The organism is Paraburkholderia sp. HD33-4 (assembly GCF_021390635.1).
Taxonomy (GTDB): domain Bacteria; phylum Pseudomonadota; class Gammaproteobacteria; order Burkholderiales; family Burkholderiaceae; genus Paraburkholderia.
The window spans coordinates 2,439,859-2,452,816 of record NZ_JAJEJS010000002.1; the positions used below are offsets into that span (position 1 = coordinate 2,439,859).

A 12,958-nucleotide genomic window follows, 5' to 3' on the forward strand; every position below is an offset into this window, starting at 1 on the left:
GGCAAGTGGTTTTTTGCCGTTCGCCAATAGCACGCGCTATTCAGACAGCATCCTGGCGTAGAAGGGTTGGCGGCGCGAGGCATGCAAGCGCGTCGCACAACGCGAACGGCGATGACGGCGCACCACGGGCCGGCACCGTCAATTCATATTGGAGACTCGCAATGAAATTCATCGTGCAATGGAATGGCTTGCCGACTGCAGAAAATTCCGCCATCGAGCGTTTCATGAAAACCGGCGGCCAACCGCCTGAGGGTGTCAAAATGCTGGGGCGCTGGCATGCGATCGGTGGGTTGCATGGCTTTGCGGTCGTCGAGGCGGAAGATACGCGCGGACTGTCGGCGCTGGCGCTCCAATGGGACGATTTACTGACGATGAGCATTTTCCCCGCGGCGACGGACGAGGAACTCGGCGCGGCATTGGGCGCGCATCAGGCCGCGCGCAAGTAAGTGCACTTTGGACCGCCATAAGGCACGCATTCGACACACCTCTGCCCAGCGAGCAACTGCCGCTGTTTATTCACCTCCTCGATGGTGTGGGTTCGCCACCAGCATGCTGTTGCTGGTCATCTCGCGCGGTTTGCAGGTCGATGGGCGGCGGCATTCTGATCGGCACGGCGTTCGGCACCGTCGCCGATCTGTTTCCCAATCCGAAGCTGCGGCGTCATACCGTGACACGCACGAGCCACCATGCAGCCGCATCTACTGACACGTATATGTGACCACGTCCTTTATTACATATCTATGGATACGATGCTGTGATGCCTGCACACGGTGCATGACAATTGCAAATTGATCGAAGAGCAGGGAGGAAGGTCCATGTTTTGTAAAGCGATTCGCGCGCTAGGCGCCATGGCTGTCTTGTTCTCGACTACGGCATTCGCGCAAAGTACTGCGGCGGACGCTAAGGTCATGCTTGAAAAGACAGTTGCGGCCATCAAAACCGATAAGGCCACGACGCTCGACCAGATCAACAAGGGCGAAAACGGCTTCCTTGTTGGCGAACTCTATCCGTTCTGCTTCAATCTCAGCGACGGACTCCTCGTCGCGGTCGGCAATCCCAACGTTAAGGGGTTGCTCGGCAAGGATGTGAGGGCATTTAAGGACCCTACGGGCGACGTGTATGGCCCAAGGCTCTATGACGCGGCAAAAGAGGGCCAGGTCAATATGGTCAGCTACATGTCTCCCAAGGCCGGCGCTGACAAGACGTGGGTGCCGAAGGCGAGCTTCGTTACCGCGGTCGCCGGCCTGGGATGCGGTGTCGGTTACTACAAGTAGTCCGACCAAACCAACCGTCAGGTGGTCATATGGGCGCCGAACAGCCGAACTCCGACTGGCGCTATCAGCTCACCGTCAAAGGTCGCACGATTGAATTCACAGCCAAGGGGACCAGATATTATGCGGACGACCACCTGAACTGAATGCGAGAAGGCAAGTGCTGCACCTCATTGCGGCGCTTATGACTGGTCGTGATTTAATACTCTCAGCCAATTGCCTTCCAGTCACAGAACGAGTCCGACAGCGTCGACATGGATTGTCACCATTGCTGCGGCACTGATCGGTCTCGCCTCTGCATCCTCCTCGGCCCACAAGTTGGCCCTTTGCAGGGGGAGCGCAGCAACAACTAACCGCCAGCTCACCCAAGCACGAAGGAGCGTGAAAATGGTCGAATCAAGAAGCGGATTTTGGAGGCGGACGGGCGCAATGCTGGCCGCAGCCGGACTCTTGGCCCTATCGGGCGCTGCCTTGGCCACCACCCAGTCGCAACAGCGGCAACAAGGCCGGAACGTAAACCAAGCTGCCAAACATCAAGCACGCGCGACCAAGGTCGATTGCCGGGCTGCGAACCAGAAGAGCAACGCCCAGTGCCGGCAAGACAAGCGCCACACGAAGCAGGAAGGTCGCCAGCAAAAACGGGACATCAAGTACTAGCGCTGGTTGCGTGAGTATCCAGCAACAGTGTGGCCGGGGGAAGATGCGGAACGTGCCGACGGGTGCCTCGTGCGTCCCGGCCGCGCCGCTCCGGATGACCGGCGCCGCCCGCCTTTGGCGTGTGGCCGTCCCGCTCTTGAGAGCTGCTGCTGCGCCTGCGCTGGGTCGAAAAGCAGATCAGGGTCGCGAGTACTCATTCACTCGCATCGGCAGCTGACATTCGAAGCTACTACGGCGCGGACGGTGACCGCATCCCCAACGTCCGCATGGCCGATAACCCGCCTGATTGTGCGTTCGACGTCTCGTCCACAACCCTGACTAGCGCCGTTAACCCCGCCGGTAACCCTTGTGGCACGGGCCTTCCAGCGGTTGAAAAAATCCATAACTTTAGGCAAGCAAAGGAAGTCTGCTACGCTGCGCGCTTCACCACCCTCGCATGGAAACGATGGAAACTCCTTTCAACGATCGCGGCGTGTCCGTCACGCGCAACGCCCTCTCGTCCGCGGGTCAGGTCTTCCCGCTGCGCGACATCGTCGACGTGCAGGTCGTCACCGTGCAGAAGAACAAGGCCGTGCCGCTCGTGATCTCGGTGGCCGGGCTGATCGGCGCGATCGTCGGCGGCGTGCTGCATTCGGCATTGGGACTCGTATGCGGGGCGATGCTGATCGTGGTCGGCTGGCTCACCTGGGTAACTCAGGACATCACCCATCGGCTGATGGTCAAGACGGCCGACGGCGAGCGCGAGGCGCTGATGAGCACGGATCGCGAGTTCGTCGAGCGCGTCGGCGAGGCCGTGCATCGGGCGAAGGCGGCGCCTGCTGCGCCGAAGGCGTGAGGCCGTCAGACGCGCAAAACATGACGAAGCCATGCGCGACTGGCCGGCACCAGCCCCGCACGGCTTTCCCGTTACTTCGCCAAACGAAACAACTACATCGGCGTCATCTCGCGCTCAGTCGAGACTGAGCGGACTCACGCGCCAGATATTGCGCGCATACTCGCCGATGGTGCGATCCGACGAGAACTGCCCCATCCCCGCGACGTTCTCGATCGCGCTTTCGGCCCACGCGTGCCGGTCGACGAAACGCGCATCCACTTCTTTCTGCGCTTTCGCGAACGCGTCGAAATCGGCGAGCACCATGTAGTGATCGCCCCAGTCGACCAGCGTGTGAAAGATATCCGAAAAGCGCAGCGGATCGTCCGGCGAGAAGAAGCCCGTGCGAATCTGATCGAGCGCGGTGCGCAATGTTTCGTTCTCCTCGTAAATATGCCGCGGCCGATAGCCGCTTGCGCGCAGGTCGTCGACCTCGTCGGCGGTGTGGCCGAAGATGAAGATGTTCTCGCGCCCCACCGCGTCGCAGATCTCGATGTTCGCGCCGTCCATCGTGCCGATCGTCAATGCGCCGTTGAGCGCGAGCTTCATGTTGCCGGTGCCCGACGCCTCGGTGCCGGCCATCGAGATCTGCTCCGACAGATCGGCCGCCGGAATGATCAGCTCGGCGACGCTGACGCCGTAGTTCGGCACGAACACCACCTTCAGGCGATCGCCGATCAGCGGATCGTGATTGACTTTCTCGCTGACGTCGCCGATCAGCTTGATGATCGTCTTGGCCATCCGGTACGCGGACGCGGCCTTGCCCGCGAACAGCACGACGCGCGGCACCCAGTCGCGCTCGGGATTGGCGCGAATCTCGTTGTAGCGCACGATCACGTGCAACACGTTCAACAACTGGCGCTTGTATTCGTGAATGCGCTTGACCTGCAGATCGAACAGCGCGTCCGGATCGAAGTGCAGCTTCGTGTGATGCGCGAGCCGGTGCACGAGCCGCAGCTTGCTCTGTCGTTTGGCCTCGCGGAACGCTTCGACGAACTCGTCGTCCTTGCGCAGATTGCGCAGCTGCTCCAGCTCGAACAGATTGCTGCGCCAATGCTTGCCGATGCGCGCATCGATCAGCGACGACATCGACGGACTCGCCTGCGCGAGCCAACGGCGCGGCGTGATGCCGTTGGTCACGTTGGTGAAGCGGTCCGGATAGATGCGCGCGAAGTCGGAGAAGATGTCGCGCGTCATCAGTTGCGAGTGCAGCTTCGACACACCGTTCACCTTGTGACTCGCGACGATCGCCAGATACGCCATGCGCACGCGCCGCTGCCCGTATTCGTCGACGAGCGAAATGCGGCGGATCATCTCGGCGTCGTGGCCGGAGTGCTCGCTGACGTGCTTCAGAAACTGCGCGTTGATTTCGAAGATGATCTCGAGATGGCGCGGCAACAGGCGCGCCAGCATTTCGACATCCCAGGTTTCGAGCGCCTCGGGCATCAGCGTGTGATTCGTGTACGAGAAGATCTGCGTCACGTGTTTCCACGCCTTGTCCCACGGCAGGTTATGCACGTCGACCAGCAGGCGCATCAGCTCGGGAATCGCGAGCACCGGGTGCGTGTCGTTCAGATGCACCGCGACCTTCTCCGCGAAGCGTCCGAACGTGCTGTGCGTGCGCTGATAGCGGCGGATCAGATCCTGCATCGTCGCCGATACGAAGAAGTACTCCTGGCGCAGCCGCAACTCGCGGCCGGCCGGCGTCGAGTCGTCCGGATAGAGCAGCCGCGACACGTTCTCCGACATGTTCTTGGTGTCGACCGCGTTGCGGTAGTCGCCGCGATTGAACGCGCCGAGGTCGAGTTCCTCGGTCGCGCGCGCGGACCATAGCCGCAGCGTGTTGGTCGCGTCGGTTGCGTAGCCGGGGATCACGGTGTCGTACGCGGTCGCGTTGACGTGCTCGGTGTCGATCCAGTCGGTCTTGTCGCCGCGCTGCACGGTGCGGCCGCCGAAATGCACCATGTACTTGATCTCGGGCCGCGGAAATTCCCATGGATTGCCGGCGCGCAGCCAGTAGTCGGGCGCCTCGACCTGCTCGCCGTTGACGATTTCCTGACGGAACATGCCGTACTGGTAACGGATGCCGTAGCCGAAGCCCGGAATGCCGAGCGTCGCCATCGAGTCGAGAAAGCACGCGGCGAGCCGGCCGAGACCGCCGTTGCCGAGCGCAGCGTCGGGTTCGATATCGATCAGCGCGTCCATGTCGACGCCGAGGCTCGCGAGCGCCTCCTTCATCTGATCGTGAATACCGAGCGCGAGCAGCGCGTTCGTAAAGGTTCTGCCGATCAGAAACTCCATCGACAGGTAGTAGACCCGCTTCACGTCCTGCTCGTATTGCAGGCGCGTGGTCTTCATCCAGCGCGCGACGAGCCGGTCGCGCACGGCCAGCGCGGCCGCATGCAGCCAGTCGTGTGGATGAGCGGTGATGGCGTCCTTGCCGACGCCGTACATCATGCGATTCGAGATTGAGCGCCGTAGCGCGTCGACGGTACTGTGGAGCTGGTCGAATTCCAGATCGACGGTCGTCATCGAAGCCTCCGGGAAGTTCGACATGGCAGACGCGAACCGCACGGGAGACGGACGGGAGGCGCGTGCCTGTCGGAACGGTTTAAAAAAACAGAGTAGGACATTTTAAGGATCGCGCACACTGGCGCGCGAGCGGAAGGTGACGCATAGGGCGTGCCCGGCGAGCTCGCCCGGTGCCGCGCGATGGCGCAGTTGCGCGCGCCCGGATACGGTGCAAAGCCGCGTGGTTGCGGCACTCGGCGTGTGCATCGGCGGGCGTGACGCGATCGACGAAAGCCGGTTGGCGCAGGCATACGCCCGGGGTATTCGCTTGCCGCCCATCGATTATTTTTTCGCTGCGTGACGAGCGGATGAAGCCGCGGATTGTTTCATCCTGTGGTCGAATCGGGCGGCGCGTTCTGCTGGACGGTTTTAGCGTATGCGCAATGGATTCGACGCGGGCGTGAGCTGAATCGGAGGCGCCGGGCGGGCTTGACAGTTAGTTGCGTTACACGAAGTTCAAGCGCCTCGCCTTCGGGCCGCCGCCCGGACCCTGCCCGCCTGCCCGCCTCCCTGCACGATCTTGCCGTCTCTGCAACAATCGCAACGTTGCGCCGCACAAGCCACCACGTTCAGCCGCCGTGGACCGGCAGCGCGCCTCACTCACAACGAAACCGCCGCCCGCTCGCCCGCTTCTTCCGGAAGCGGCCGACACCGGCATGCCCAACCCGACGAGCCACGCCTTGTCCGATAAGCTCAGCCCCGCAGTCGACGTCCGCGCGCCGACCCTTCCCGCCGACGGCCCGATGTCGGCCGCCAACCGCCGCGCGATGGCCGCGATCATGCTCGCCGTCGCGCTCGCCACGCTCGATACCGCGATCGCCAACACCGCGCTGCCCGCGATCGCCGGCGACCTGCACGCGGCGCCGGCCGCGTCGGTCTGGATCATCAACGCGTATCAGCTGGCGATGGTCGCGACGCTGCTGCCGCTCGCCGCGCTCGGCGATATCGTCGGGCATCGGCGCATCTATATCAGTGGCATCGCGCTGTTCACGCTGAGCTCGCTCGGCTGCGCGCTGGCGCCGACTCTGCCGCTGCTCGCCGCCGCGCGCATCGTGCAGGGCCTCGGCGCCAGCGCGATCATGAGCGTCAACACCGCGCTGATCCGCTATCTGTACCCGCCGCATCGGCTCGGTCGCGGGCTCGGCACCAATGCGCTGATCGTCGGCGTGTCGTTCGCGGTCGGGCCGACGGTGGCGTCGCTGATTCTGTCGGTCGCGACGTGGCCGTGGCTGTTCGCGGTCAACGTGCCGCTCGGCTTGCTCGCGTTGAGCTTCGCGATGCCCGCACTGCCGCATACCGCGCAGGGCCGGCATCAGCTCGATCTGGTGGCGGCCCTGCTTAACGTGGTCACGTTCGCCGCGCTGATCTTCGCGCTCGGCGAGGCGGCGCAGCGCGCATCGATGCAGATCGTGCTCAGCGCCGCGGCGATCGCCGTCGTGTTCGGGCTGCTGCTGATTCGCCGCGAGGCGGGCCACCCCGCGCCGATGCTGCCCGTCGATCTGTTCAAGCGGCCGGTGTTCGCGCTGTCGGCGGTGACGGCCGTCTGCTCGTTCGCTGCTCAAGGCCTCGCGTTCGTGTCGCTGCCGTTCTATTTCGAGGACGTGCTGCTGCGCAGCCAGGTCGAAACCGGCTTCCTGATGACGCCGTGGCCCGTCGTGGTCGCGCTCGCCGCGCCACTCGCGGGCGGCCTGTCGGACCGCTATCCGCCGGGCCTGCTCGGCGCGATCGGTCTCGCGGTGCTGTCGGCGGGGATGGCCTCGCTGGCGATGCTGCCCGCCCATCCGCACGTGCTCGACATCGGCATTCGCATGGCGATCTGCGGCGCGGGCTTCGGCTTTTTCCAGTCGCCGAATCTGAAGGCACTGATGGCGAGCGCGCCGCCGGAACGCAGTGGGGGTGCCAGCGGCATCGTCGCGACCGCCCGGCTGCTCGGCCAGGCGACCGGCGCGGCACTGGTCGCGTTGTGCTTCGGCATCGCCGGCCGCCAGCACGGACCGACGCTCGCGCTCGGCCTCGGCGGCTTCTTCGCCGGCGCGGCAAGCCTCGCGAGCGGCTTGCGGCTGCTCGCGCCGTCGCATCGTGCGGGCGTGCAGGCGAAGGCGGCGCTCAAGTGAGAGGTGCGCCGGACGGCGCGTGAGGCGGGGATCGAGTCTGAAAGGGGCGCGGCTCGAGCGAGCGCGCGCGGGCAGAAGCCAATGCGGGAAGTCGAGACGGCAATCACCCGAGCCGTCTCGCTTACGACCAATGCGGCGCCCTCAACGCGCCGCGAAATACCCCTTCACCGCGGCAATGAACGTGTCGATATCGTCGCGCGACACGTCCTTGTGCGTGACGAAGCGCGACGCATACAGCATCTGCGTGAGGATGCCGCGCTCCTTGAGCCACGCCTCGAGCGGCGCGCAGTGCTGCTGCGGAAACTGCGCGAACACCATGTTCGTCGCGACCGACTGCACCTTCACCTGCTCGATCGTCTCCAGTCCCGCCGCCAGATGCGCGGCGTTCGCGTGATCGTCGGCGAGACGCTCGACGTTGTGATCGAGCGCATACAGGCACGCCGCGGCGAGCACGCCAGCCTGGCGCATGCCGCCGCCGAGCACCTTGCGCCAGCGATGCGCGCCGTCGATCAGCGCGCGGCTGCCGACCAGCACCGAGCCGACCGGCGCACCGAGTCCCTTCGAAAAGCAGATCGACACCGAATCGAACGGCTCGGCGAGCGCAGCGACCGGCTTGCCCGAAGCGACCGCCGCGTTGAACACGCGCGCGCCGTCGAGGTGGGTTGCGAGGCCGCGCTCACGCGCGAGCTGCGTCGCTTCGACGACGTACTGCGCGGGCAGCACCTTGCCGCCGATCGTGTTTTCCAGAGCAAGCAGCCGCGTGCGCGCGAAGTGGTTGTCGATCGGCTTGATCGCGGCGGCGATCTTCTCCAGCGGGATCGAACCGTCGGCGGCGTTTTCGAGCGGCTGGGGCTGGATGCTGCCGAGCACGGCCGCGCCGCCGCCCTCGTACTTGTAGGTGTGCGCGAGCTGGCCGACGATGTATTCGTCGCCGCGTGCGCAGTGCGCCATCAACGCGGCGAGGTTGCTTTGCGTGCCGCTCGGGAAGAACAGCCCCGCTTCCTTGCCGGTGCGCTCGGCCAGCGTGGCCTGCAGACGCAGTACGGTGGGGTCGTCGCCCCAGACGTCGTCGCCGACTTCGGCCGCCGACATCGCCGCGAGCATCGGCGGAGTCGGACGGGTAACGGTATCGCTGCGCAAATCGATCATTGTGTGTCCCTGTGCGTCCATGAATGACAGCCTACGGCAGCCGGTCGCGCGTGCATTCCGGGAGGACCGCGCACGCGCCGGCAAACGAGCCATACAGTGTATTCAATTCAGACGGCGCTGAAAATCGGCGCATCCCCGAGAGAGACGCCGGTCCGGCCGCGACGAGCCGACCGGCCTTCAGTCAACCGACGCAACCAGACGCTCAGCCGCCGGGCTTCGGCAGCCACTGAAGCGGATCGACCGGCTGGCCGTTCTGACGCACTTCGAACTGGATCGACGCGACGCCTCGGCTATCCACACCGACCTCGCCGATCGTCTGCCCTTGCGCGACCGCGTCGCCTTCCTTGACGAGCAGCTGGCTGTTCTGGCCGTAAGCGGTGATCAGCGAGTCGTTGTGCTTGATGATGATGAGCGGGCCGTAGGCTTCGATGCCGGTGCCCGCGTAGACCACGCGGCCGGTCGCCGCGGCCTTGACCGGATCGCCGGGTTGCCCGCCGATCACGATGCCGTTCGATTTACCCGGCGCAAACGCGCGCAGGATCGGCCCGCGCAACGGCCATTGCAGCACGCCCTGCTGCGGCCCGGCGGAGGCGGCCGGCGCGCCGGGCACGGCGCCCGGCGGCAGGTTCGCCGTCGCGCCGGGAGGGTTCGGCCCGCCCGGCCCCACCGCAACCGGCGGGGTGACCACGTTGCCCGAAGTCATTGGCGGCGACACGCGCAGCACCTGGCCGGGCGCGACCGCCGCATTGATCGGCAAACCGTTCCATGCGGCAAGTTCCTGCGGTTTGCGTCCATACGCCGAAGCGATGCCGGACAGCGTATCGCCCGGATTCACGCGATAGTAGCCGGCGGGCACGGGGACCGTCGCGAGGCTGGTCGTGCTCGACGGCGCGTTGCTGTAGAACGGCGTGCTTTCCCACGGCATCGTCGTGCAGCCGGCGATCATCACGCCGAGCGCGGCCGCCATCAAGAGGCGCATCCCCGTCGGTTGCCATTGTTGTGTCATCTGATTTTCCTCGACGTGTGTCTCAATCCGATTCAATCAATCCGATTCAATCGACGCCGTAGCAATTGCCGTGCCGTCAAGTTTGCGTAGGGTCGCGGCCGTCTGCCGCCGTCCGAATATTATGCGCGACCGCCACGCGCGTGCCGTGCTGGCGCGCGCGGTCAAACTGCCGTGTTCTTCAGACGCTGCCCTGCGTTTCGACGACGAGCACGCGTGCCGCGCCGAGCGGATGCGCGACGTGCTCGGTGCCGACCGACGCGTAGAACACGTCGCCGGTTTCGAGCACCGTCGAACGTTCCTCGCCGTCTTCGCGATAGCGCATCTCGACGCGCCCGTCGAGCACGGCGAACACCTCCTCGCCATCGTTGACGTGCCACTTGTACGGCTGGTCGGTCCAGTGCAGACGCGTGGTGATGCCGTTCATGTTCGCGATCTCGAGCGCGCCCCAGGCACGCGGCGCGGTAAAGCTTCTGCTGCGGATGATCTTCATGGTCGATGAGCGATTGGCAAGCGCGCAAACCCCGCGGGCAGCGTCGTCTGTCCACGGCGACGGCGCTTGCGCGGCTGGCCCTATTATAGGTTGCATGGCCCGCGCGACCGCTCGAACATGCCGCCGGGGCGGATTCGTCCAATCATTGCGGGCAATCGGTCATCGCCTATACTCAGTCAAGCCGCGCGAAGCAGCTCACGACAACGTCGGGATTCTGGGAGGAATCGAGGATGAACAAAGCCACCTTTCTGGCCGTGCAACTCAACGTGGACGATGTGGCGTCGTCAACGGGCCTCGTCGAATTGCTGAACACGCATCTGATCTTCGCCGCCGATGTCGCCGAGGCCGCCGATGCGCTGGTGCAACTGGCGAGCATCGCGAGGCTGTCGAGCGGGGTCGAGGCGAGCGTCGAGCTGCCCGCGGTGGCGATCGAGCGGCTGCGCGAGGCGCTCGACAATCTGAGCGGCTACGATGAATCGTGGTTGCTCGCGCTGGAGCCGAGCCGCGCGCTGTTCGACGATATCGGCCGGCGGCAGCGGACGCTGCATTGACCGATCCCGCCGCACCGCGGGACGCACACGACAAAACGCCATCCGATCGAACTGGATGGCGTTTTTTGTTGCCCGCCGCGTTCCGCGCAATTCCGCGATGCGGCGTCCACTGCTGACTGCAACTACCTGCTACGAACTATCAACTACGCCTGCGCACTTCTACGGCAACCTTCTACATCGAACTTCAGCGTAATCCGTAGCGGCAATTAGTTGCCGAAGTACACCGAGTTACGGTCGGCCTTCGCCGGGAGGACTGCGTGACCAGCTTGCGTCGTGCCGGCAGCCGGAGCGCCGTAGCCGCTGGTGTCCGCGGTGTTGGCCGCGACGGCCGTGCCGCGTTGCGCATCGACGCGTGCTTGCGCCGCCTGGATGCTGGCCGGGTAGTCCGAGTCGTTGGTGTTCGGGTTGTAACCGGCCTTTTCGAGTTGCACCAGTTCAGCGCGAACCTGAGCGCGGGTCACCGGCTGGCTCGCTTGAGCGAACGAAGCGACCGGAACGACGAGGGCGGCGGCGATGGCAACTGCGGAAATCAGGGTCTTCATGATTAACCTCCAAATGACTTGTTGTGTGGTGCGCTTCGGGGTTTGCTGCTGTTCCCTCAGCGATTGAAAACAAGTTTAGAGGCGTCACGATCTAGGGTAAACCCTTAAACTAGCGAAACTCTATTGCTACGTTCGCAACAATTGCTAAGCATCCTTTAAGCTCGACCTTATCCCGCGTTATATTCAGTAACAATTCGATGATTTATTACTGATCCAAACGGAAACGGCCCGGCGCGCCCTACCACCATGGCGCGCCGGGCCGATTTTTAATCAACCGCTCAGCCCCAATGCGCGTGGAAGCTCCCCGGCTTGTCGATACGTTCGAACGTATGCGCGCCGAAGAAGTCGCGTTGCGCCTGCACGAGGTTCGCGGGCAGACGCTCCGAGCGATAGGCGTCGAAATATGCGATCGCCGACGCGAACGCCGGCACTGGCACACCCGCGTTGACCGCTGCCACCACGACTTCGCGCAGCGCCGCCTGGTAGTTCTTCGCGATGTCGCGGAAGTACGGGTCGAGCAGCAGGTTCGCGAGCGCCTTGTCCTTCGAGTAGGCGTCGGTGATCTTCTGCAGGAAGCGTGCGCGGATGATGCAGCCCGCGCGGAAAATCTTCGCGATCGTGCCGTAGTCGAGATCCCACTTGTACTCTTCCGACGCCGCGCGCAACTGCGCGAAGCCCTGCGCGTACGAGATCACCTTGCTGAAGTACAACGCGCGGCGCACCGATTCGATGAACGCCTCCTTCGCGCCTTCGAGCGGCTTGGCCTGCGGACCTTCGAGCACCTTGCTCGCAGCGACGCGCTGCGTCTTCAGCGACGACAGCACGCGCGCGAATACCGCCTCGGTGATCAGCGGCAGCGGTGCGCCGAGGTCGAGCGCGTTCTGGCTGGTCCACTTGCCGGTGCCCTTCTGCGCGGCACGGTCGAGAATCACGTCGACGAGATCCTTGCCGGTCTCGTCGTCCTTCTTGCCGAAGATCTTCGAGGTGATTTCGATCAGATAGCTGTCGAGTTCGCCCTTGTTCCACTCGGTGTAGACCTTGCCGAGTTCCTCGTTCGACAAGCCGACGACCTGCTTCAACACCGCGTAGCTTTCGGCGATCAGCTGCATGTCGCCGTACTCGATGCCGTTGTGCACCATCTTCACGAAGTGGCCCGCGCCGTCCGGTCCCATGTACGCGACGCACGGTTCGCCGTCCGGCGCCTTCGCGGCGATCTCGGTGAGGATCGGTGCGACCAGGTCGTACGCGTCGCGCGGGCCGCCCGGCATGATAGACGGCCCTTTCAGCGCGCCTTCCTCGCCGCCCGACACGCCGGTGCCGATGAAGTGCAGACCCGCTTTCGCGAGTTCCTGGTTGCGGCGGATCGTGTCGGTGAAAGGCGTGTTGCCGCCGTCGATCAGGATGTCGCCTTTTTCGAGCAGCGGCTTGAGCGAGGCAATGGTCGCGTCGGTCGGCTCGCCGGCCTTGACCATCATCAGAATGCGGCGCGGCTTTTCGAGCGAGTCGACGAACTCTTCCAGCGTGAATGCCGGCACCAGTTTGCGGTCCGGAAATTCGGCGATGAGTTCGTCGGTTTTCGTGCGGCTACGGTTGTAGACCGACACCGCGTGACCGCGGCTCTCGATGTTGAGCGCCAGATTGCGGCCCATGACCGCCAGCCCCACCACGCCGATTGCCTGTTTGCTCATTTGAATTCTCCAGAGTCCAATAAATGTCGTGGCGCCGCGCCATCGAAA

The 12,958-nt window shown here is 64.3% G+C and carries 13 protein-coding genes; 7 read left to right on the top strand and 6 right to left on the bottom strand.

What is annotated here, in order from left to right:
• The first annotated feature begins 161 nt into the window (after positions 1–161).
• From L0U84_RS30970 to L0U84_RS30985, 5 genes are all read left to right on the top strand, one after another.
• Positions 162–446, top strand: coding sequence for a DUF3303 domain-containing protein (locus L0U84_RS30970; RefSeq protein ID WP_233855873.1), 285 nt, complete (start codon positions 162–164; stop codon positions 444–446).
• Positions 447–586: 140 nt separating this feature from the next.
• Positions 587–718 (top strand): hypothetical protein, encoded by a 132-nt coding sequence (locus tag L0U84_RS43880; RefSeq protein ID WP_267939972.1) that lies wholly within the window; start codon positions 587–589, stop codon positions 716–718.
• Between the two features lie 97 nt (positions 719–815).
• A complete protein-coding gene (locus tag L0U84_RS30975) occupies positions 816–1,274 on the top strand; it encodes a cache domain-containing protein (RefSeq protein ID WP_233855874.1) in 459 nt (152 codons plus the stop codon).
• A 384-nt stretch (positions 1,275–1,658) separates the two neighbouring features.
• Positions 1,659–1,928 (top strand): hypothetical protein, encoded by a 270-nt coding sequence (locus tag L0U84_RS30980; protein WP_233855875.1) that lies wholly within the window; start codon positions 1,659–1,661, stop codon positions 1,926–1,928.
• A gap of 445 nt (positions 1,929–2,373) precedes the next feature.
• The gene (locus tag L0U84_RS30985; RefSeq protein WP_233855876.1) at positions 2,374–2,763 is read left to right on the top strand and encodes a DUF6232 family protein; all 390 of its coding nucleotides are present in this window, start codon (positions 2,374–2,376) and stop codon (positions 2,761–2,763) included.
• 114 nt (positions 2,764–2,877) lie between these two features.
• On the opposite strand, the gene L0U84_RS30990 is transcribed toward L0U84_RS30985, so the two are convergent.
• Positions 2,878–5,331, bottom strand: coding sequence for a glycogen/starch/alpha-glucan phosphorylase (locus L0U84_RS30990; protein WP_233855877.1), 2,454 nt, complete (start codon positions 5,329–5,331; stop codon positions 2,878–2,880).
• Positions 5,332–6,113: 782 nt separating this feature from the next.
• On the opposite strand from L0U84_RS30990, the gene L0U84_RS30995 reads away from it, so the two are divergent.
• On the top strand, positions 6,114–7,484 hold the full coding sequence (locus tag L0U84_RS30995; protein WP_233856893.1) for an MFS transporter: 1,371 nt from the start codon (positions 6,114–6,116) through the stop codon (positions 7,482–7,484).
• Positions 7,485–7,625: 141 nt separating this feature from the next.
• Here the strand turns inward: L0U84_RS30995 and ltaE are convergent, their stop codons facing one another.
• From ltaE to L0U84_RS31010, 3 genes are all read right to left on the bottom strand, one after another.
• Positions 7,626–8,633 (bottom strand): low-specificity L-threonine aldolase, encoded by a 1,008-nt coding sequence (gene ltaE / locus L0U84_RS31000; RefSeq protein WP_233855878.1) that lies wholly within the window; start codon positions 8,631–8,633, stop codon positions 7,626–7,628.
• A 202-nt stretch (positions 8,634–8,835) separates the two neighbouring features.
• Positions 8,836–9,639, bottom strand: coding sequence for a peptidoglycan DD-metalloendopeptidase family protein (locus tag L0U84_RS31005; RefSeq protein WP_233855879.1), 804 nt, complete (start codon positions 9,637–9,639; stop codon positions 8,836–8,838).
• A gap of 178 nt (positions 9,640–9,817) precedes the next feature.
• Entirely contained in the window at positions 9,818–10,129 is a 312-nt protein-coding gene (locus L0U84_RS31010) for a cupin domain-containing protein (RefSeq protein WP_233855880.1), read from the bottom strand.
• Positions 10,130–10,359: 230 nt separating this feature from the next.
• Between L0U84_RS31010 and L0U84_RS31015 the strand changes: the two genes are divergently transcribed.
• Positions 10,360–10,680, top strand: a complete 321-nt coding sequence (locus L0U84_RS31015) for a hypothetical protein (RefSeq protein WP_233855881.1) — start codon at positions 10,360–10,362, stop codon at positions 10,678–10,680.
• A 206-nt stretch (positions 10,681–10,886) separates the two neighbouring features.
• Here the strand turns inward: L0U84_RS31015 and L0U84_RS31020 are convergent, their stop codons facing one another.
• Positions 10,887–11,222 (bottom strand): DUF4148 domain-containing protein, encoded by a 336-nt coding sequence (locus tag L0U84_RS31020; protein WP_233855882.1) that lies wholly within the window; start codon positions 11,220–11,222, stop codon positions 10,887–10,889.
• A gap of 278 nt (positions 11,223–11,500) precedes the next feature.
• Positions 11,501–12,910 carry an NADP-dependent phosphogluconate dehydrogenase gene (gene gndA, locus L0U84_RS31025; protein ID WP_233855883.1) on the bottom strand — a complete coding sequence of 470 codons (1,410 nt, stop codon included), beginning with the start codon at positions 12,908–12,910 and terminating at the stop codon, positions 11,501–11,503.
• Positions 12,911–12,958: the final 48 nt, after the last annotated feature.